At 41.6% G+C, this 18,499-nt stretch carries 19 protein-coding genes; 16 read left to right on the top strand and 3 right to left on the bottom strand.

Annotation, left to right across the window (positions count from 1 at the left end; translation table 11 throughout):
* Positions 1-163 precede the first annotated feature (163 nt).
* The 13 genes from WA010_RS12185 (at position 164) to WA010_RS12125 (ending at position 12,398) form a co-directional block, all read left to right on the top strand.
* The gene (locus WA010_RS12185; protein WP_422557387.1) at positions 164-526 is read left to right on the top strand and encodes a response regulator; all 363 of its coding nucleotides are present in this window, start codon (positions 164-166) and stop codon (positions 524-526) included.
* A gap of 4 nt (positions 527-530) precedes the next feature.
* Positions 531-803, top strand: a complete 273-nt coding sequence (locus WA010_RS12180) for an STAS domain-containing protein (protein WP_422557386.1) — start codon at positions 531-533, stop codon at positions 801-803.
* Positions 796-2,907: a chemotaxis protein CheA gene (locus tag WA010_RS12175; protein ID WP_422557385.1), complete on the top strand. Its 2,112-nt coding sequence runs from the start codon at positions 796-798 to the stop codon at positions 2,905-2,907. The genes WA010_RS12180 and WA010_RS12175 overlap by 8 nt, the downstream gene beginning before the upstream one ends.
* Positions 2,908-2,917: 10 nt before the next feature.
* The gene (locus WA010_RS12170) at positions 2,918-3,790 is read left to right on the top strand and encodes a PAS domain-containing protein (protein ID WP_422557384.1); all 873 of its coding nucleotides are present in this window, start codon (positions 2,918-2,920) and stop codon (positions 3,788-3,790) included.
* A gap of 11 nt (positions 3,791-3,801) precedes the next feature.
* A complete protein-coding gene (locus WA010_RS12165) occupies positions 3,802-5,628 on the top strand; it encodes a methyl-accepting chemotaxis protein (protein ID WP_422557383.1) in 1,827 nt (608 codons plus the stop codon).
* A 14-nt stretch (positions 5,629-5,642) separates the two neighbouring features.
* Complete coding sequence (locus tag WA010_RS12160) at positions 5,643-6,146, top strand: chemotaxis protein CheW (protein ID WP_422557382.1); 504 nt, start codon at positions 5,643-5,645, stop codon at positions 6,144-6,146.
* Positions 6,143-7,087, top strand: a complete 945-nt coding sequence (locus WA010_RS12155; RefSeq protein ID WP_422557381.1) for a chemotaxis protein CheW — start codon at positions 6,143-6,145, stop codon at positions 7,085-7,087. The genes WA010_RS12160 and WA010_RS12155 overlap by 4 nt, the downstream gene beginning before the upstream one ends.
* Positions 7,084-7,896, top strand: coding sequence for a CheR family methyltransferase (locus tag WA010_RS12150; RefSeq protein ID WP_422557380.1), 813 nt, complete (start codon positions 7,084-7,086; stop codon positions 7,894-7,896). The genes WA010_RS12155 and WA010_RS12150 overlap by 4 nt, the downstream gene beginning before the upstream one ends.
* Positions 7,896-8,717, top strand: coding sequence for a ParA family protein (locus tag WA010_RS12145; RefSeq protein ID WP_422557379.1), 822 nt, complete (start codon positions 7,896-7,898; stop codon positions 8,715-8,717). Before WA010_RS12150 ends, WA010_RS12145 begins: the two co-directional genes overlap by 1 nt.
* Positions 8,714-9,616 carry a hypothetical protein gene (locus WA010_RS12140; RefSeq protein WP_422557378.1) on the top strand — a complete coding sequence of 301 codons (903 nt, stop codon included), beginning with the start codon at positions 8,714-8,716 and terminating at the stop codon, positions 9,614-9,616. The genes WA010_RS12145 and WA010_RS12140 overlap by 4 nt, the downstream gene beginning before the upstream one ends.
* Complete coding sequence (locus WA010_RS12135; RefSeq protein WP_422557377.1) at positions 9,616-10,647, top strand: protein-glutamate methylesterase/protein-glutamine glutaminase; 1,032 nt, start codon at positions 9,616-9,618, stop codon at positions 10,645-10,647. Before WA010_RS12140 ends, WA010_RS12135 begins: the two co-directional genes overlap by 1 nt.
* Positions 10,648-10,660: 13 nt before the next feature.
* Complete coding sequence (locus WA010_RS12130) at positions 10,661-11,767, top strand: hypothetical protein (protein ID WP_422557376.1); 1,107 nt, start codon at positions 10,661-10,663, stop codon at positions 11,765-11,767.
* Positions 11,768-11,870: 103 nt separating this feature from the next.
* On the top strand, positions 11,871-12,398 hold the full coding sequence (locus WA010_RS12125) for a hypothetical protein (protein ID WP_422557375.1): 528 nt from the start codon (positions 11,871-11,873) through the stop codon (positions 12,396-12,398).
* A gap of 30 nt (positions 12,399-12,428) precedes the next feature.
* Here WA010_RS12125 and WA010_RS12120 read toward each other — a convergent pair whose 3' ends face one another.
* The 3 genes from WA010_RS12120 to pstS form a co-directional block, all read right to left on the bottom strand.
* Complete coding sequence (locus WA010_RS12120) at positions 12,429-12,824, bottom strand: hypothetical protein (RefSeq protein WP_422557374.1); 396 nt, start codon at positions 12,822-12,824, stop codon at positions 12,429-12,431.
* Positions 12,825-12,985: 161 nt separating this feature from the next.
* Complete coding sequence (locus WA010_RS12115; protein ID WP_422557373.1) at positions 12,986-14,356, bottom strand: hypothetical protein; 1,371 nt, start codon at positions 14,354-14,356, stop codon at positions 12,986-12,988.
* A gap of 329 nt (positions 14,357-14,685) precedes the next feature.
* On the bottom strand, positions 14,686-15,690 hold the full coding sequence (gene pstS / locus WA010_RS12110; protein WP_422557372.1) for a phosphate ABC transporter substrate-binding protein PstS: 1,005 nt from the start codon (positions 15,688-15,690) through the stop codon (positions 14,686-14,688).
* Positions 15,691-15,834: 144 nt separating this feature from the next.
* Here pstS and WA010_RS12105 point away from each other — a divergent pair, with 144 nt between their 5' ends.
* The 3 genes from WA010_RS12105 to WA010_RS12095 form a co-directional block, all read left to right on the top strand.
* The gene (locus tag WA010_RS12105) at positions 15,835-16,506 is read left to right on the top strand and encodes a phosphate signaling complex PhoU family protein (RefSeq protein WP_422557371.1); all 672 of its coding nucleotides are present in this window, start codon (positions 15,835-15,837) and stop codon (positions 16,504-16,506) included.
* A gap of 44 nt (positions 16,507-16,550) precedes the next feature.
* On the top strand, positions 16,551-17,225 hold the full coding sequence (locus WA010_RS12100) for a response regulator transcription factor (RefSeq protein WP_422557370.1): 675 nt from the start codon (positions 16,551-16,553) through the stop codon (positions 17,223-17,225).
* A partial coding sequence (locus tag WA010_RS12095; protein ID WP_422557369.1) for a sensor histidine kinase occupies positions 17,219-18,499 on the top strand: 1,281 nt, incomplete at its 3' end. The genes WA010_RS12100 and WA010_RS12095, both read left to right, overlap by 7 nt.

Below are 18,499 nucleotides of genomic sequence, written 5' to 3'. Positions count from 1 at the left end.
GCTGTTATTTCAACCGCTATCAATCTCAAAGAACAGCTAAGCGATCATTCTATCCAAGCAGCAGTCGAACTTGCTGAACGTTTCGGATTGGATGGTAGAGAATTTCAAAAAATTATTGAACAAATTCGCGAATAAAAACGGATACCTAAAGCAAGGAGATAATATGGCAAAAATTTTAGTAGTAGATGATGCAAGCCTGATACGTATGGTTGCCCAAAAAGCGATAGTTGAAGCGGGTCATGAGGCAATACTCGCAGAAAATGGGGTGCAAGGGATAGAAATTTTCAAAAATACCGGTATCGATTTTATTTTTAGTGATATCAATATGCCTGTTATGGGTGGGTTTGATATGATTCGTGAAATCAAACAGCTCCCCGGAGGTTCTTTCGTCCCTATCGTCATGCTAACAACAGAAAATAATGATGAACTCAAAGCCGTGGGTAGAGAATTGGGAGTTAAGGCTTGGCTGTTAAAACCATTTAACAAAGAAAAATTTCTCCTTGTGATGAAAAAACTAATGCGATAGCGATATGAAGCTCTTATCACAGAAATTGACGATCAGCGAGGTCAATGAAGCTCAAAATCTCCTCGTCAACACATTGTCTTCTTGGGATATTACAGAAACACTCGATCTATCGGAAATTACGTCGATTGATATGTGCGGCATTCAACTGCTCCTCTCATTTCAAAAATCACTTCAGCTTTTAGGCTACACGCTAACACTTACCGGTCTCTCAACCTCTCTCATCAGTGCTATTGTATTATCAGGATGTGCTGAATTACTGGGGGTTGAGCATGAATGAAGAGTTACAATATTTTCAAGAAGATGCAAAAGCTCAACTCGATTTCATGGAGCAAGCACTCATGGATATCGTGGAGCAAGGGGTTAATGACGACGCCATCGGTGCTATTTTTCGGGCTATGCATACCATTAAAGGGACGGCAGGTATGTTTGATTTTACCGAGATCGTCTCTTTTACTCATGTTGCCGAAAATGTTTTAGATTTGGTGCGCCAAAAGAAAATAACCCTCACCGAAGAGATACTCGAAATTTTATTACGCTCCAAAGATCATGTCGAAGAGATGGTCTCCGCTGCCATCAATGCCCTTCCCCTCTCTGAAGAGATTCGTACCCGTGACGAAGCTCTTCGTGCCATGTTAGCCACTTCACTCACACCCACATCCGATACCAATCAGCTTCAAACCGTAGAATCCCCTACCGATACGCTATCCGGTGAGAGGGTGTGGCACATCTCTCTTCGTTTTAAAGAAGAGTTTTTTAAAACAGGGATGGACATCCTCTCCATTTTCGATTTTTTCTCTTCAGAGGGCGATATCATTACTATCTTACCTGTTACCGATTTCATTCCTATGCTTGATAGCTATGATCCTTTTATCCCTTATATTGGATTTGAGATCTTTTTTTTAACCTCCAATACCTGCTCTGCTATCGAAGAAATCTTTGAATTTGTAGCCGAAGACATCGATCTTATCTTGTTCCCTTCTGATAATACAGCTTCACTGCAAGAGCTTTGTGACAAACGACCGGAAGTTATCGAGGTTCTTAAAAAAGCGTCGATGTATGAGCATCTTTTTACAGAAGGATTTCCATCTATCACGCCAAATGAATCGCAAATACCACCTGTAAACATCGTCTCTGCTCCACCTGTAACTCCAACACCTTTACGTGTCCCATCTTTTACGGAACCTTCCAAAGAAAGTCCAAAAAATACTTCCGTTGCTAAATCAGCTTTTCTACGGGTCGATTTTCAAAAAATTGACCTTTTAATCAATCAGCTCAGCGAAATGGTCATTACCAATGCCAAAATAGTGCAAATAAGCGAAAAGTATGACGATTCCGAATTAGAAGAGGCAACTCAAACTTTTACGGAGATGCTCGATGCCCTGAGAGATACGATCATGGATATTCGAATGGTACAAGTCGAAGAGTCCTTTGCCAAACTCCGCCGAAATGTTAGCGATGTGGCTAAAAAGCTTGGTAAAACGATCGATTTTTCCATCAGCGGTGGAGAAACCGAATTGGATAAAGCGGTAGTTGAAAAACTCAATGACCCTCTCGTTCATATGTTACGCAACTCTATCGATCATGGGATAGAAAGTGCCGAAGAGCGCCGTGCTAATGGCAAAACAGATCACGGTCAGATTTGGCTACGTGCTTATCCCGAATCAGGAACAATCGTTATAGAAATTGAGGATGACGGACGAGGACTCAATACCCACGTCATTCACCGAAAAGCCATCGAAAAAGGGATTGTATCGTCGCACGATACTCTCAGTGACGAAGCTATCAATATGCTCATTTTTCATCCGGGTTTTTCAACGTCGGATACCATTTCAGATATCTCTGGGCGAGGTGTTGGTATGGATGTGGTTAAACAAAATATCGAATCGCTGAAAGGGCGTATCGATATTATCAACCGAATCGGTCTAGGATGCAAATTTATCATTACCCTTCCGCTGACGCTTGCCATTATTGACGGCTTTTTAGTACAGGCCGGTTCTACCAAATACATTATCCCACAGCAAATGATCCAAGAAGTATTGGAGTTACGTTCCGAAACTCTCATCGAGATTGCTGAAGCACCTCTGCTCAACTTACGAGGAGAGCTTCTCCCGATACTCGATGTTAAACACTATTTTCAAACAACAGAGCACCTCTTGTTTTCACGACAAAACATTGTTATCATACGGTATGGTTCCTATCGTGCCGGACTCATTGTCGAAGAGCTTTTCGGAGAACATCAAACCGTCGTAAAAACGCTCGGTCCGCTCTTTCAAAAAGTTCCCGGAATATCCGGAGGGTCGATTTTGGGGAGTGGGGAGATCGCCTTGATTTTTGATATTCCGGCACTCATCGAATATGTAATACAACATGACCAACGATAAAGGAGAAAAGATGAACACCACCTCAACCTCAGAAGAGATTTTATTTGACGATCATGAACTGATTGTCAGCATGACCGACCCGCTTGGAAATATTATTTATGTCAATGATGTTTTTTGTTCGATAGCAGGATACACACGTGATGAACTGATCGGACAGCCTCACAATATTATCCGCCATCCGGATATGCCAAAAACAGTATTTAAACTCTTATGGGATCGAATTTTGTCCGGACAAGCTCTCTACGCTTATGTTAAAAATAGAGCCAAAAATGGCAACTATTATTGGGTCAAAGCGTTTGTAACGCCCATCATTGAAAACGCTCAAGTGGTTAAAATAGCATCGTATCGCCGACCTATCTCTCCATTTATCAAAGAAGAAGTCAGTAAAATTTATGCTGCCGTGCTTGAACATGAAAAATACAACTCGTTGGATGCCTCTTTTCAATTTTTTCTGGACTTTTTGGATGAACGCGGTATCTCTTACGATCGTTTTATTGATCGGCTAGCCATGCAAAAATCGGTCAGTAATGTAGGTGTGATGAATATCGATTTTGATCAATTTTATATTGATCATGTCATTTTCAAACATAATATTATCCATGCAGTAAAAGAGAAAAAATGGAATACCGAAGTGGTCAAACCCTGTTGCTGCCGATTCGGAAAAAAACTGATCGAACTGCAAAATATGCCATTTACCGCTCATCCGTCATGGAACAAGGCGATCCATGCCCACGAAGAGGTTCACCATCTCATGGAAAGCTACCTCCACAAAAGTGCAGCAGGAACCTCTGCTGAAGAGTTATCATCCATCCTTCAAACCGTTGAGAGCCATACTGATCAGCTCTTTAGCAATCTGCACAATGCAATCGATACATACCGATAAAAGGGTCAACAATGAATTATGATACGAACCTAAACTACATAGCAGAGGCGATAAAAGCTCTTAAAGAAGGGCGTTTTGAGGAACAGTTTAACTCCATGGACGGTGCTCATGATGAAATTTTTACCCAAATTCACTCCCTTCGCGACCTTTTAAATACCCTTCAAAACGATACCGCTTATTTTAATAATGCTATTTTACACGGGAATATGGATTATCGGATAGAAAACCTCCACTATATAGGAGGGTTCAGCAAGATTGCCGATAGTATTAATTATAACGTCGATCTCAGCATGTGCGCCACGAGGGATATTTCGTATGTCCTTACCCGCATCAAAAACGGAGATTTTACCGCACGAGTCAGTACACAATATTATGGCGATTTTAACACCCTAAAAGAATCAGTTAACACCCTTGCAGAAGTGCTTCATAATCTTTTAGTAGATGCATCACTCTCGGCTCGTGCGATGCAAGGAGGGAACTTGGGAATACGGGTTGATACGGATCGATACAGTGGAGATTTTACTAAAATCGTTGAACAGCAAAACAGTGCTACCGAAGCGGTTGTACACGTCCTAAATACGATTCAAAATGTCATGGAAGAGTACGTACAAGGCAATTTAAGTGCCCAAGTCACCACCCAATTTAACGGTGATTACGCAAAAATTACAGAAGCCATCAATTCCATGGGGATGATCCTTAATCAATCTATTGCCGAAGTTACCCGTGTCATGGCGGCACTGAGTCGAGGTGAATTAAACGAACGTATTGAGATCGAATTACCGGGTGATTTGGATGCTATTAAAATCTCAACCAATCTATCGATGCAAACCCTCTACGATATCGTCACTGAACTGGGTGAAACCCTCAAAAGCTTAGAAAACGGTGATTTAACTCGACGCATTTCCATGGAACTCCCCGGAGACCTAGCGCTCATCCAACATTCTGTTAATGAATTTGTTAGCAGCCTTGTGGAGATGATCACTCGAATCGTTATAAGTGCCAATGAGATTACAATGGCATCTAGTGAAGTAAGTAAATCATCCAACTCGCTCTCACACGGTGCCGAAGTTCAAGCTTCATCCATCGAAGAGACGACTAGCTCCATCGAAGAGATGAATGGATCCATCAATGAAACCGCCAATAATGCCAAAAAAACCAATGAACTGGCATCCGAAGCCTCCACAATGGCAAAAAGCGGAGGGGAATCAGTAGCTAAAACGGTTGAAGCCATGCGCAACATTGCCGATCGTATCAAAATTATCGAAGATATTGTTTACCAAACCAATCTCTTAGCACTGAATGCCGCTATCGAAGCAGCTCGTGCAGGGGAACATGGAAAAGGATTTGCCGTTGTTGCCGCAGAAGTACGAAAATTAGCCAAACGCTCTCAAATTGCCGCAAAAGAGATCAGTGAAATTACCGGAAAAAGTGTTGCTATTTCTGAAGAAGCAGGATCACTCATCTCCAATGCTCTCCCTAAAATTCTCGAAACGGCTTCTCTCATTCGTGATATTTCAGTTGCAGCAACCGAACAAGATGCTGGAATAGGGCAAATTAGCATCGCTATGAATCAACTCGATCAAGTCACGCAACAAACCGCCGGTGCATCTCAAGAGCTAGCATCCACTGCCACACAATTAAATGTACAAGCCTCCTCTCTTACCGATATGATGAAATTTTTCAGACTCAAAGATGACCATTCCAACCCCTCTTTAAAAGAGCCTTCTCCTCATCGTTCTGAGTCTATACATCATCCAAATGAGACGAAAAGCGATTATACCCTCGGAACGCCACAATCGCATCAGGGCTTGGATCTTCGAGAATTTGACAGCTATTAAATATGGACACGATGATGAATGATGCTTGGGATGATGATCTCGATTTTACCCTGAAAGAGGGGGATCAATTTGTTTTGTTTTTATCCGACCAAACACTTTTTGCACTCCCCTCAGCTGATGTAGTCGAAATCATTGAATTTCCCCCTATCACTACGATAGCAATGATTAATCCATCTATTTTAGGGGTCGCCAATATTCGCGGAAATATTATCGGCATCATTGATCTAGCAGGGTTAATTTGGGGACATCCGACACTCCTTACTCCACGCACATCGGTCATTATTGTCCGTTTACATGTGGAAGATGAAATCCTTTCGATCGGATTAATCGTAGATGAGATTTTAGAAGTAGAGACTTTCAATCCTTCGGACTTTCTTGAGTGCCCCCCTTTCGGGCTCAAAATAGAAAAAAAATATATCCAATCCATCATCGCCTATAAAGAGAACTATATCATGCTGCTTGATTTAAAAAATCTTTTAAACATTCACTCTCTTAGCGAACCAAAAGGGCTAACATGAGTACGTATCAACACGAAAATTCTCTTCAGGATTGGGATGATGACGATGAAATCGATCTGGTAAAACTCGTCACTTCAAATGCTAATGATGCGAATCAATATCTCATATTTGAAGGTTCAAATAACGAATTTTACGCTATCAATATTGCCAAAATAGAAGAAATTCTCATCTATGATATACTAGAGATTGCTAAAAATACCGACCATAGACACATCATCGGTACGGCACAAATTCGTGGACATATGACCCCTTTGTTTATTTTTGATCAATGGTTCGGAAATCCTGTTTTGAATTCGCAGGAATACGAGCTAATGATTATGGCTACATTCGGGGGTCACCGCATTGCTATGATCGTTAAAAGGATTGAAGATATTGTTGTCATCGAGCCGCATGAGATGGAATCCACGGCTCAGAGCAATCCGAATACATCCTTTATCGCTAACATTAAGATTCGAGGTGCACTGCATCTATGCACTATCTTCGACAGTGATAAAATGCTTTTGGATCTGTTTCATGAATCCTCTGAACAAACGCTCCGTTCCCTTGAGCACATAACACCTCGCCATCTGAGTAACAAAATCATTTTTTTTGCGGATGACAGTCTTTTTATACGCAAAATGGTTGAAAAACTCTTGAGCAAAATGGGAACACCTTATAAAATTTATGAAAACGGTGCCGAACTTATCGATGCCTTGCAACAAACGCCTGAAGAACAAATAGCCCTCGTCATTACCGATCTTGAGATGCCGGTTATGAGCGGCTATACCGTTATCTCTACCCTTCGAAACAACCCAAAATACAATGCAATTCATCTAATCGTTCATACCAATATGTCTAACTCCCAAATGAGCGAATCCCTCCTCCGCCAAGGGGTCAACCGCGTTATCGGCAAAGTTAATATCGAAGCATTGGAATCTGCGATAATGGAACAAATCCGATGACCAATCCACCGATAACACTAACGGATAATGAATTTGCACTGATCCAAAAAATCATTTTTGATGAAGCGGGAATCACCCTTGATGAGAGCAAAAAGAGTATGGTGCAAAATCGTCTCTTTAAACGGATGGCGCACTACAAGTTTACAAAATTTAACGACTACATCCGTGTGGTTCAATTCAATCGCGATGAACGTATTGAGATGATTAACCAATTAACCACGAATGAAACTTATTTTTTTCGTGAAATGCTCCATTTTGATTTTTTAGCATCTATCGCTTCCAAACACCGTTCGCCCGAGCCGTTCAGTGTTTGGAGTGCAGCTGCATCGGTGGGAGCTGAAGCGTATTCATCCGCTATGCTTTTAGACTCCATATTAGGTTCTAATGGCTATCAGATCATCGGCACAGATATCAATACGGAGGTTCTCAACAAAGCCCGTATTGGACTCTACCCTGAGGTTTGGGTGGATAAAATCCCTCCGGAACTTCGAAGTAAATCATGTCTAAAAGGGAAAGGTACCTATGCACATCAATTTCTGATCCATCCCAATATCATTGAAAAAGTTACCTTTAAAGAGGGAAATTTATTAAAAGAACAACAAGAACTTGGAAAATTCGATATTATATTTTTACGCAATGTTCTTATTTATTTTAACGATGCCACACGGGAAATCGTCGTTCGCAATACGATTAAAAATCTTAAAGTCGGAGGATTTTTAATTATTTCGCTGACCGAAAGTATAAAACATCTTCCGATTGAACAGTTGACCTATATTGAAAATTCAATCTACCGAAAGGAGACAGAATAATGTCGCGCAATGCAAAAGTTTTATGTGTCTCTACCAAAGGGGGGGTCGGCAAATCAACCATCTCGATTCAACTCATTGTTCCGGCGTTGTTTGAACTCGCTCAACACCAAAAAGTCTCTTTGTATGAATGTGATGATGAAAACTCCGATAGCCTCAGCTATGGAGCTTCCCAACTTCTTAGTCGAAATCTCGTTCGAGTAGACACCCCTTTTTTACGCGATGATCTTTTGGAACTCGTACTCAAAGAACAACCGACCTGTATCGATATCGGAGGGAACAAAAGCACTACCATTGTTCTCGATGCACTCGATACATCGGGTGCTATCCATTTTATCGATTTAGCCCTAATACCGATTCTCGACGGAGAACAAGACGGGCTTAATGCGATCGATGTGTATCAACGACTCAAACTTCTACGTCCGGAGCTACCTATCTTATTTGTCCTCAACCGAGCCAAAGACAGTCGATACATCGAACATCAGTTTGAAAACTTTTTCGGTGATGTGAGAGGGATTTTTCAAAATATTAATGCCGTTCAAAATTACCTCATCGACGAAGATGCCAACGCTTATCTCACCCTCGATGACAATGAGATGATTAAATACAGCCGCCGTTTCGGGCTGACCGTCTATGAAATCGCTTCCCAGGAACGTGATTTTATTTCTCGTTTAAAAACAGATGGCACCATTCAAGGAGATCTAAATGAAGCCAAAATTCTCAGTTTTAAACATTTTGTAGAGAGAGAATGTAAAAATTATCTCCATCGTTCTTTGCTTCCGGCGATACAAAAGATTCAATCTACGATCAGGAACTTACCATGAATAAAAAATATACCGGATTTCTGGGTGTATTGGCCTATAAAAAACGGATTCTTATTTTTGATGATAATACCGTTATTCTCCAGACACAACCCGATGTTTTAGAGGCATTTGAGCTTTATAACTCCTATGCCGCCAATAACCTCGCCGAAGAACACCTAAGCTCTATTTTGACAACATGGAAACCGGATGCCGTTATCATTGAATCCAATAACCCTGAGGAAGTCATCCGTCTGTGTACCCATATATCTCAAGCCGATTGGAAAATAGCGATTATCGTCATTGTTCCGGATAGTTCCAATATCCTCGCCTATCGTGCCGCCAATGCTATCGCAGATACAATGCTCTGCCGACCGTGCACTAATGAAGCCGTGGTTCAAAAAATTGTTACCGCACTAGCAGCCAAACAAAGTATGATTCAGCTCTCCCTCTCTTTGGACTTAGAAAATTTACTCAATGATTCTAGCGATTTGGAAACACTCAAAGTTACTTTTGAGGGAAATATTCTCTTACTATGCGAATCCCTGCACAATCTATCGGTACGATTGAAAGATGGTGAACTCTCTCCTGCTCTTTTCAATGAAATAGCCGATGCCATGGACGCTATAGCCCAAATTTTTGCCCACAGCCACTACACCCACCATGTCTCTCGAATTTTTAAAAATCTAGGTGACTATTTACGCCATTTTAACTTTGACTCCATTGATATCTCAACCCTTGAAGGGTTTGATTATTTGATCAACATTGTCGATGACATCACGCTGTATGTCAAAAACTTTTTTGTTAATCGCCTATTTTCAGATGTTTATATTTTTGAACATTCACTTGAAAATTCGATCGTATTTATGAAAAACCGACTCGAAAATCGGGAAGATACCTTGAGTGATTTGGAGTTTTTTTAATGATAAAAGTATTTGTAATCGATGATTCGGCGATGGTACGCCACGGCTTTCGAAAACTTCTTGAAGGTTCCAGCGATATCACCCTCATCGGTGAAGCCGAAAATCCGGTGGACGCTTTCGAAGTATTTAAAAGCTCAGGACTTCCCGACCTTTTTATCCTCGATATTGAAATGCCGAAAATGGACGGACTCACCTTTCTCAAAAAAATCAATGAACAGCGCCCCACACCGGTGATCATCTGCTCAACTCTTACTGCGGCAGGCTCACCGGCGGCTATCGATGCGATGAGACTTGGAGCCGTTGACGTTATTGAAAAACCACGCCTTAATCTGAGTGATTTTTTTCATGATTATCAAAGTGAGTTTTTGGAAAAAATCCGTATGGGAGTCATGGCTAACGCTCGCTTAAGTGCACGGCAAAGCATTCAAGCACCTAAAGAGAAACAACCTATTACTACGACACCTGCAACAAAAATCGTAGCTATAGGTTCATCTACGGGAGGAGTACAAGCCCTCGAAGAGATCATTTCACATCTTGCGCCAAACCATCCCGGTATCGTTATCACACAACATATGCCTCAAGGCTTTACCAAATCATTCGCTGACCGACTCAATCAATTGGCTCCCAATTCTATCGTAAGCGAAGCAACACACGATGAGGTTGTTGAAAACGGTAAGATTCTCATCGCACCGGGGGGATTTCATATGGAGGTCTACAGTATCGGCGGTATTTTTAAAGTACTCATCAAAGATTATCCGAAAGTCAATTCTCACAAACCCAGTGTTAATGTTTTGTTCAAATCCATCGCAAAATGTGCCGGAAAAAATGCAACCGGTTATATCCTCACCGGAATGGGAAGCGACGGAGCACAAGGGCTTAAAATGATGCGTGATGCCGGTGCCCACACTTATGGGGAATCAGCGACCACTGCCATCGTATACGGAATGCCCCGCATAGCCAATGAAATGGGTGCCGTTGAAAAAGAGCTTCTCCTAAACGAAATTGCTTCCAGCATCAACTCAATTACTTAATAAGGAAAACATTATGGATAAAAATACCCTTTCAGTCATTTCAGAATTCGCAAAACGGATGCGTATCATGGTCATTGACGCTGATTCATCGCGCCTAAATCTCTATAAAAATGTTTTGGAACCTTTATTTGTCGAAGTTTATCTCAGCAAAGAGCCCCGTGAAGCGTACAAAAAATGGCATACTGATCAAGATCGCTATGAGATTGTCATCATATCCGTTAGCGAAGATGATTTTGGTCATTTAGAATTATTTAAAGCCATCCGAAAAAAATCTTATGAGCAAAAAATCATTATTGCTCTTGCCAGTAATGACTATAACGATCTACGAGATATTATAGCCAGAGGGATTGACGGTGTCATATCCGGTCCATCGGATGAGATATCGATTGTCTCTGTCTTCCAACGCCTGCTTCGTGATATCTCTGATCGTAAACTACTACACTCGTACATTACTCAATTGAGTATAATGGCAAAAGACAATGCCGATCTTCGCGTTCGAGCGCGCAACCAACCCGCCCAATCCAGCGAATCCGTCGAAGCAAAATCCGATTCTCTCCCTCAAGATGATACGCCATCCGAAACAACACCCGCATCCCCCTCTCTCATCGATAAGTATTCGGTGCGCACCACATTTAAAAATACATCTATGGCAAAAGCAGTACGAGAAATCGATGTTTTTTCACTGGAACGTATCGATAAATTCCGTGAAAATATTTATTCCTATCAACAGCAATTGATCGATTTGGATATAGCCGATACACAAACCACCAAAACAGTCATTATCAAAACTACCGATGGACTTCTCAAAATTATTGAGGTCATCAATGACTTAAATCTCTTTCCTGTCACTGTTCAAGCAGCTCTGCATATGTCCACATTTATCCGAGACATTGATCCTGCAATATTTGAAAATCTTGAAAAAAAGAATCTTATCATCGATATCATCGTAGCACTTTTTGATGATTTGGACAAATGGATCGAAACCGTATTCATCAACCAAGATCTTGAATTCGTCAACTATTTTGACGCCTCATTCGCCAACACTTGCCTCGAACTCGAATCGGCATTTAGTACAGAATCACCCCTCAACGATGAGGATGATGCTTTGGAGTTTTTTTAATATATCCTTCTTGATGCTATATGAGACTATTTCTCCTGTAGCATTAGCATTTTTGTATCCAACACGCACTATAATACCTATAATTTTTTCCCAAAGGAACCGTATGAAATTCTCCCTCGCTCTCGCTACACTTATCGTATCCTCTTCGTTTGTTTTTGCTGCTCCGTTGACACTCGCTACCGTCAATGGCAAAGCAATTACGACTAACGATGCTAACGCTTTTGTTAGTAAAGCGATGGGGGGGATGAGTTTTGACAAACTCGATGCCAAAATGAAACGACAAGTCGTTGAACAACTCGTCAATCAAGAGCTGATCAAAGCTCAAGTAGCCGCAAGCGGTATCCAAAATACCCCTGCATTCAAAGCACAATACGCAGCAATCAAAAACGATTTAGCAGTTGATATGTGGATGAAGCAACAAATGGCGAAAATCACCGTCACCGATAAAGAAGCACAAACATTTTACGATGCCAACAAAGATAAGATGAAACAAGGTGATAAAACGGTTCCGTTTGAAGCCGCAAAAAAAGAGATTACCCAATTTCTAAAATTGGAAAAATTTAAAGCAACGATGACGAAAACGACAACAGCCCTGCGATCTTCTGCAACCATTGAGATCAAAGTACCCTAACGACTCGCGGAGCCTTCGTCGCTCCTAAACCTATCCTCTCGCCGCCAATCCGCTTGCCAGTGCTTGTTCTATAACTGGGGCAAAACTGGGATTATTAATGCGTAATGTTTTTTCAAATTTCAGTATTAGTTTTGAGTCGGTTGCAGGATGGGTACACAACGCTTCCATGAGAACCTTATACGTGCTTATTGTGTGTGAATTAATCGTACCAAAACGGACCAGAATCATCTCTACCGCATGGGTGAGTTCAGCACTGCCGGATGATCGATTTTTGATAATGGCGCTGAGCGATTCAAAGGTTTCGATAGTCATAGGAACTTCGGTGAAAGGAGTTTTCTTTTTACTGCTCCAAACATACAAAGCGACCAATGCGATGAGAAGAAACAAAAGCCCGACAACAGTGAGAATTAGATTAATAGGGATCATGATTGGGTTTCTTTATAAAGTGATGTAGAGGTATTGTAGCATACCTTGCTCATCCTCCGGTAAAGACCGGAGGATCCATCAAAAAAATTATTTAGAAAGTTACTTGGATCCCCGACTTGATCGGGGATGACGAGAGAAGAAAGAGAGAATAAAAAGTTAGATTACCATTTCAATTCAGTAGTGAGCATGTAAATATCTTTATCATATGCAGTAGTTACACCCGCTCCATTTTTTTCATCACAATATTTAGCCGTACCGATGAAGCTTACATTTTTGTTGTATTTATACGCGAGGGCAACGATTTTTTTCTCACCTTCGTAGTTAACTGTTTTCACACCGGCTGCTGTTTTGTTCTCTTTTTTGTAATCATCGTAACGTCCGATGATGGTCCAATCGGTAAACGGACGGATTTCAGCATTAATGGAGAATAAATCGTACTCAAGATCGGTACCGGTACTGATACGAACGTCATCTTCTGCTTTCACGTATTGTGCCGCAAGCAAGAATTCCGGTTGATTGTACACCGCATGAATACCATAAAATGAACGATCGTACTCAGCCGCATCCCCGATTGCAACAGCATTGTCTTTATGGTTGTGAGATACCAATCCCAATGTAGAAATCTGAGCATACGTATCTTTAGTACGATCTGCTTTACCCACTTTTTCACCGCTTCCGATCAAGTGACCGGTCAAACGCCACTCGACAGAAAGGCGTGAATCGTTTTGTTGGTTTCCAGCAATTTTATCACCATGGTAACCTTCACCGTTGAATACACCGATTTCAGAGCTGAAATTTTCAGTTTTAGTTTTAAAGTTGATACCGAAATCCGCTGAGTTTACAAGGTCTAGACCCGTTTCGGTAACAGTTGTAGCTGATGATTTTTCTTCTAAAGCAACTTTGTTGAATGAACGGTAATGCCATGAGTTGTGCTCTTCATAATCGATCCATGGGCGGTGAACGATACCCATCTCTACACCAGTATATGGGAGAATGTTATCCAAATAGAGGTAAGCGTATTTTACGAACATATCCGCATAACCACCACCTTGTGAAGTTTTCAAATTATCAGTCCCTGTATCTTCAGCTGTACCTACATATGATGCCAACTCTTTAGTTGTATCCATCGTTACACGTGCATAGTCTTTATCGTTAAAGAATGCTTTAACTTGAAGATAGTTACGACGCATTTCAAATCCCGATGAACGTCCTGCAGTAGAAGATTGAGTTGTAGGTTCAGACGTTGTAAAACCAAGATAATGTGTACCGCTAAACTCAAGCGTTTTTGCTTTTGATTTCACGTTAACGTATTTTTTTTGTTTATCTTGATATTCAGAAAATTTTGATTCCGCTTCGCGTTGCGCCATATCAACTTCTTTTGCGCTGATGAAATCGCCCATCTCTACACGACCTTCGCCGGCAGTAGTATATACTTGTCCTGTTTTAGGATCACTGTAAAGGGTCAAAGCATCCGCTGATGCGATACCACTGATCATCGCCGCAGCAAGGGCAGATAATGCAACTTTTTTCATAAGAATCACTCCTGTTTTTTAATGGTGTCATTGTAGAGAAAGTAGATTACGTCAATGTTACATTACAGAATGATTACGATAAGGAAAATGAATAAAAAACAGGGGAATTAGAATAGAAAAATGCTCCACAGAACGCATACGCAAGGACGATGGAGCTAAACTTAAGGAATTCGAAGAAGGAGAATAAACGTTGGGTCTGATTAGGACACCTCTAAACACACAGAGATGTTCTTAGAGGTGAGCATACAAAAAAAACGGGACTCAAGTCCCATTTCCGACTAAGCTTTACTTGGAGGTGGGACTTGAGTCCCGCCAATGGAAAGTAAAAATTATTTAATATTTTCTGCCCAGTATTGGCGAACAAGATTTGTCGCATCAACCGGAAGTGGGATATACCCGAGTTTTTGAGCCGCTTTATCACCGTTACGGAACGAGTGGTCAAAGAATTTGATAACTTCTGCATTGATATCCGGTGTCTCGCGTGGCATAAGGATATAGGTTGCCGCTACGATCGGATACGTAGAGTCCCCTTTTTCCGCTACAAGTGAACCGTAAAAATGATCTTTTTTCGTCCAAGACGCTTGATTGATCGCATTTTGGAAATTTTGTTGACGTGCGCTTACCCATTTACCGCTTGCCGTTTGCAACGTTGCAGCTGAAAGGTTGTTTTTCTCTTTGTACGCATTTTCGATATATCCGACAGAATACGGAGTCTCTTTAATGATATTGGTTACACCCTCATTTCCTTTTCCGCCGACACCCGTTGCCCAACCGATCGCTTTACCGGTTCCAAATTTGCTTTTCCACATAGGTGACACATTACTCAAATAATCCGTAAATACGTGCGTCGTTCCTGATCCGTCAGAACGGTGAGCAACGATGATTTTTTTCGCAGGGAGATCGATTCCCGCATTGTCCGCAGCGATTTTCGGATCATTCCACATCGTAATGGTACCCGCGAAAATTTCAGCAACAACACTGTTTTTGAGTTTCAATGCTTCATCTTTAACACCCGGAAGGTTATGTGCCACTGCGATTGAACCAAAAACAGCAGGGAATTGGAGAAGTTTTGCTTGATCCAACTCTTTTGGAGTCAATGGAGCATCTGTCCCTCCGAAATGCACAACACGCTCAGATACTTGTTTAATACCGCCGCCTGAACCGATAGATTGGTAATTCACACGGGTTTTAGTTGCTTTTTGGTAGTTGTATGCCCAGTCATAATAACATGGAGCCGGGAACGTTGCCCCCGCGCCGTTGATTTTGTCTGCTGCGATCATTGATGTTGCTGCGATAGCGGCGATCACCAAACCTTTTGTTACATTTTTAAGCATTATGAAATCCTTTGGGAATTTTTGATGGCGACATTGTAGAATTATAGGGTAACGATTCGATTACGAGAAGCAAATGGGTCTGTAATCCTTCTGTTATAAACAACCGTTATAATCGCGCACATCATTTATATCAAAGGCACCTTCATGCTACCACGCTATGAAAACAAATTAATCGAAATTCGCGGGATGATCTCCTCGCTACTTTCGCACATTATCCAATCGAGTGAAGAGACGCTGCAAGCGTTCGAAACCGATAATAATACTCTCTTCGAAGCATCGCGCGTGCACGTAAAAAATCTCCAAGAAGGTGCAAATAAAATCGATAATGAAATTATCAAAACATTCGCTCTCTTCGGTCCGGAAGCAGACGAACTCCGTCTTCTCGTTGCCTATCTCAAAATTACCAACGAAATCGACCGTATAGGCGATGGGATCAAAAAATACAGCAAACGTCTCCAAGAGCACTGCTCGGGTGGATGTGATATGTCTGTTTTAACCAATGCAATTATCCAATTGCACAAAACGACGATCAATGCGCTACAATATATTTTAGAATGTCTCAACAACATCGATGTATGTGATGCCGATGATACCTATCGTAAGGTGATGGTCGAAGAGTCTAAAAACGATGATCTTTTCTCTATTATGGAAAAAGAGCTTCTCAACCTCATCATCGATGCCGATGAACTCGCGGTGGAGTATGTCAAAGTACTCGGTACATTACGCAAATTAGAACGGATCGGTGATCGCACGGTCAATATCGCTTCTTTGATGCTGTACGCTCAAAAGGGTGGAGAGTTAAATCTCCACAATTAATATCTATGCGATTCGATACGAAATTTATCCAAAAGAGGTTGTCGGTGGAAACGCTTATACTGATTGTTGAAGATGAACAAGATATTTTAGAGCTGATGGAGTTTCACCTTGGACGCGAAGGGTATGAGACGATCGGTTTTCTCAATACCAAACACGTTTTAGAGGCACTCGAAGAGGAGAATATCGATCTCATTTTGATGGATAGAAATCTTCCGGGTGCAGAGGGATCGGAGTTTATCGAATCTCTACGCAAACGAGGCGTCCAAACCCCCGTGATTTTCGTCAGTGCCAAACACAAAGATGAAGAGATCGAACAGGGATTTGAACGAGGCGGAGACGATTACATCACAAAACCATTCAGCATGAAAGAGCTCATATTGCGAGTCAAAGCGATTCTACGCCGAACCCAGAAAAAGTCCAAAGAGGGGATCATCACCTACCGCGATATCACCCTCAATCTCGCGGCTCGTACCGTGACAATCGATTCAGCTACTGTAGAACTCACCAAACTCGAATTTGATCTTCTCTATGCGCTTATCCTCAATGAAAACGTCGTCTTGGAACGGGATTATCTCCTTGAGCACGTATGGGGAAGCGATGATGTGTATCAAGACCGTACCGTTAACGTCGCCATCAATCGTCTAAAAGAGAAAATTGATCCCGATAAAACCAAAGAATATATTAAAACGGTACGGGGAGTCGGCTACACCCTGTGCTAAGGATCCATCAGCTTTTCTTTCTTAATGTTCTAGGGCTATTTCTCGCCGCCCTTTTGGTCGCCTCTTTGATCAGCTACTATACCCTCAAATCGATGATTATTCAAGATGGGCAAGAACGGCTCATCGAAAATATCAGCCTCCTAGAGCCTCTATTAACCTCGACGAAAGATTTTGACCGTTTCGTTGCTCAATCATCCGGAAAAACTTTTCTTCGCGTCACCGTTATCGCTGAAAACGGCGATGTTTTAGCGGAGAGCGATGCTGATAAAAAAACAATGGAAAATCACGCTGGACGGGTCGAAATCATGCAAGCAATGATGCAGCCTTATGGGGTTTCGGTTCGCTACTCCAACACTGTCAAGACCGATTTTATCTATGTCGCACACAAAATTACTACCCCTGATCGAATCTTTTATATCCGTCTGGCAATGAGTTTAGAGAGCGTAATGAATCACTTTTATACGCTATGGATACAACTCGTAGGGGCTTTTACTATTTTGGTCATTATCGCCCTCGTCATCGCCTATAATATCTCAAAAAAAGCCCATTATGATATTCTCCAAATTACCCACTTTCTCGATCAGATATCGGCAAAAAACTATCGCGCCGTTCTTAAACCTGAATATTTCCGAGAGTTTTTGCAAATCTCGATCATGCTCAAAAATTTGGTGAAAAAACTCCACAGTCGAGACAAACAAAAACGGAAACATACCGCCAAACTCCGCCTCATCAACAAACAGCAAAACGATATTCTCTCGGCGATCAGCCATGAATTTAAAAATCCTATCGCCGCCATTATGGGATATGCCGAAACACTCCATGATGATTTAAATCTCGATCCCAAAATCCGTTACAAATTTCTCGAAAAAATTCTCTCCAATACCCATCGTATCACCCTTATGTTGGATCGGCTTGCCCTTTCCGTCAAACTCGAAAACAACGATCTCAGAGTCAAACCAAGTGAGTTTGATATTTCCGAAGTGTGCAATGAGACCATTTCGATCTTGCACGCTAAATATTCGGATCGAACCATCACCTATAACGGAAATAGAAAAATGGTATTTGCCGATAAAACAATGATCGAACTCGTCCTCACCAACCTCGTGGATAACGCTCTGAAATATTCCGAAGAAGATGTCCTCATCACTTTAAACGATAAAACCCTCAGCATTAGCGATAAAGGGATCGGTATCGCTCCGGTAGAACTCGATAAAATCACCTCTAAGTTTTACCGTGTCCAAAAAAACCGCTGGGACAACTCGATGGGTCTAGGG

The organism is Sulfuricurvum sp. (genome assembly GCF_049305995.1).
In the GTDB taxonomy this organism is placed as follows: domain Bacteria; phylum Campylobacterota; class Campylobacteria; order Campylobacterales; family Sulfurimonadaceae; genus Sulfuricurvum.
Note: the sequence above shows the minus strand (reverse complement) of the source record. Positions and strands in the feature narration are given on the sequence as shown.

Bases quoted from the DNA above. Each gene is read 5' to 3' on its own strand.
- WA010_RS12185 (WP_422557387.1), top strand. From the start codon at position 164: ATGGCAAAAATTTTAGTAGTAGATGATGCAAGCCTGATACGTATGGTT.
- WA010_RS12180 (WP_422557386.1), top strand. From the start codon at position 531: ATGAAGCTCTTATCACAGAAATTGACGATCAGCGAGGTCAATGAAGCT.
- WA010_RS12175 (WP_422557385.1), top strand. From the start codon at position 796: ATGAATGAAGAGTTACAATATTTTCAAGAAGATGCAAAAGCTCAACTC.
- WA010_RS12170 (WP_422557384.1), top strand. From the start codon at position 2,918: ATGAACACCACCTCAACCTCAGAAGAGATTTTATTTGACGATCATGAA.
- WA010_RS12165 (WP_422557383.1), top strand. From the start codon at position 3,802: ATGAATTATGATACGAACCTAAACTACATAGCAGAGGCGATAAAAGCT.
- WA010_RS12160 (WP_422557382.1), top strand. From the start codon at position 5,643: ATGAATGATGCTTGGGATGATGATCTCGATTTTACCCTGAAAGAGGGG.
- WA010_RS12155 (WP_422557381.1), top strand. From the start codon at position 6,143: ATGAGTACGTATCAACACGAAAATTCTCTTCAGGATTGGGATGATGAC.
- WA010_RS12150 (WP_422557380.1), top strand. From the start codon at position 7,084: ATGACCAATCCACCGATAACACTAACGGATAATGAATTTGCACTGATC.
- WA010_RS12145 (WP_422557379.1), top strand. From the start codon at position 7,896: ATGTCGCGCAATGCAAAAGTTTTATGTGTCTCTACCAAAGGGGGGGTC.
- WA010_RS12140 (WP_422557378.1), top strand. From the start codon at position 8,714: ATGAATAAAAAATATACCGGATTTCTGGGTGTATTGGCCTATAAAAAA.
- WA010_RS12135 (WP_422557377.1), top strand. From the start codon at position 9,616: ATGATAAAAGTATTTGTAATCGATGATTCGGCGATGGTACGCCACGGC.
- WA010_RS12130 (WP_422557376.1), top strand. From the start codon at position 10,661: ATGGATAAAAATACCCTTTCAGTCATTTCAGAATTCGCAAAACGGATG.
- WA010_RS12125 (WP_422557375.1), top strand. From the start codon at position 11,871: ATGAAATTCTCCCTCGCTCTCGCTACACTTATCGTATCCTCTTCGTTT.
- WA010_RS12120 (WP_422557374.1), bottom strand. From the start codon at position 12,824: ATGATCCCTATTAATCTAATTCTCACTGTTGTCGGGCTTTTGTTTCTT.
- WA010_RS12115 (WP_422557373.1), bottom strand. From the start codon at position 14,356: ATGAAAAAAGTTGCATTATCTGCCCTTGCTGCGGCGATGATCAGTGGT.
- pstS (WP_422557372.1), bottom strand. From the start codon at position 15,690: ATGCTTAAAAATGTAACAAAAGGTTTGGTGATCGCCGCTATCGCAGCA.
- WA010_RS12105 (WP_422557371.1), top strand. From the start codon at position 15,835: ATGCTACCACGCTATGAAAACAAATTAATCGAAATTCGCGGGATGATC.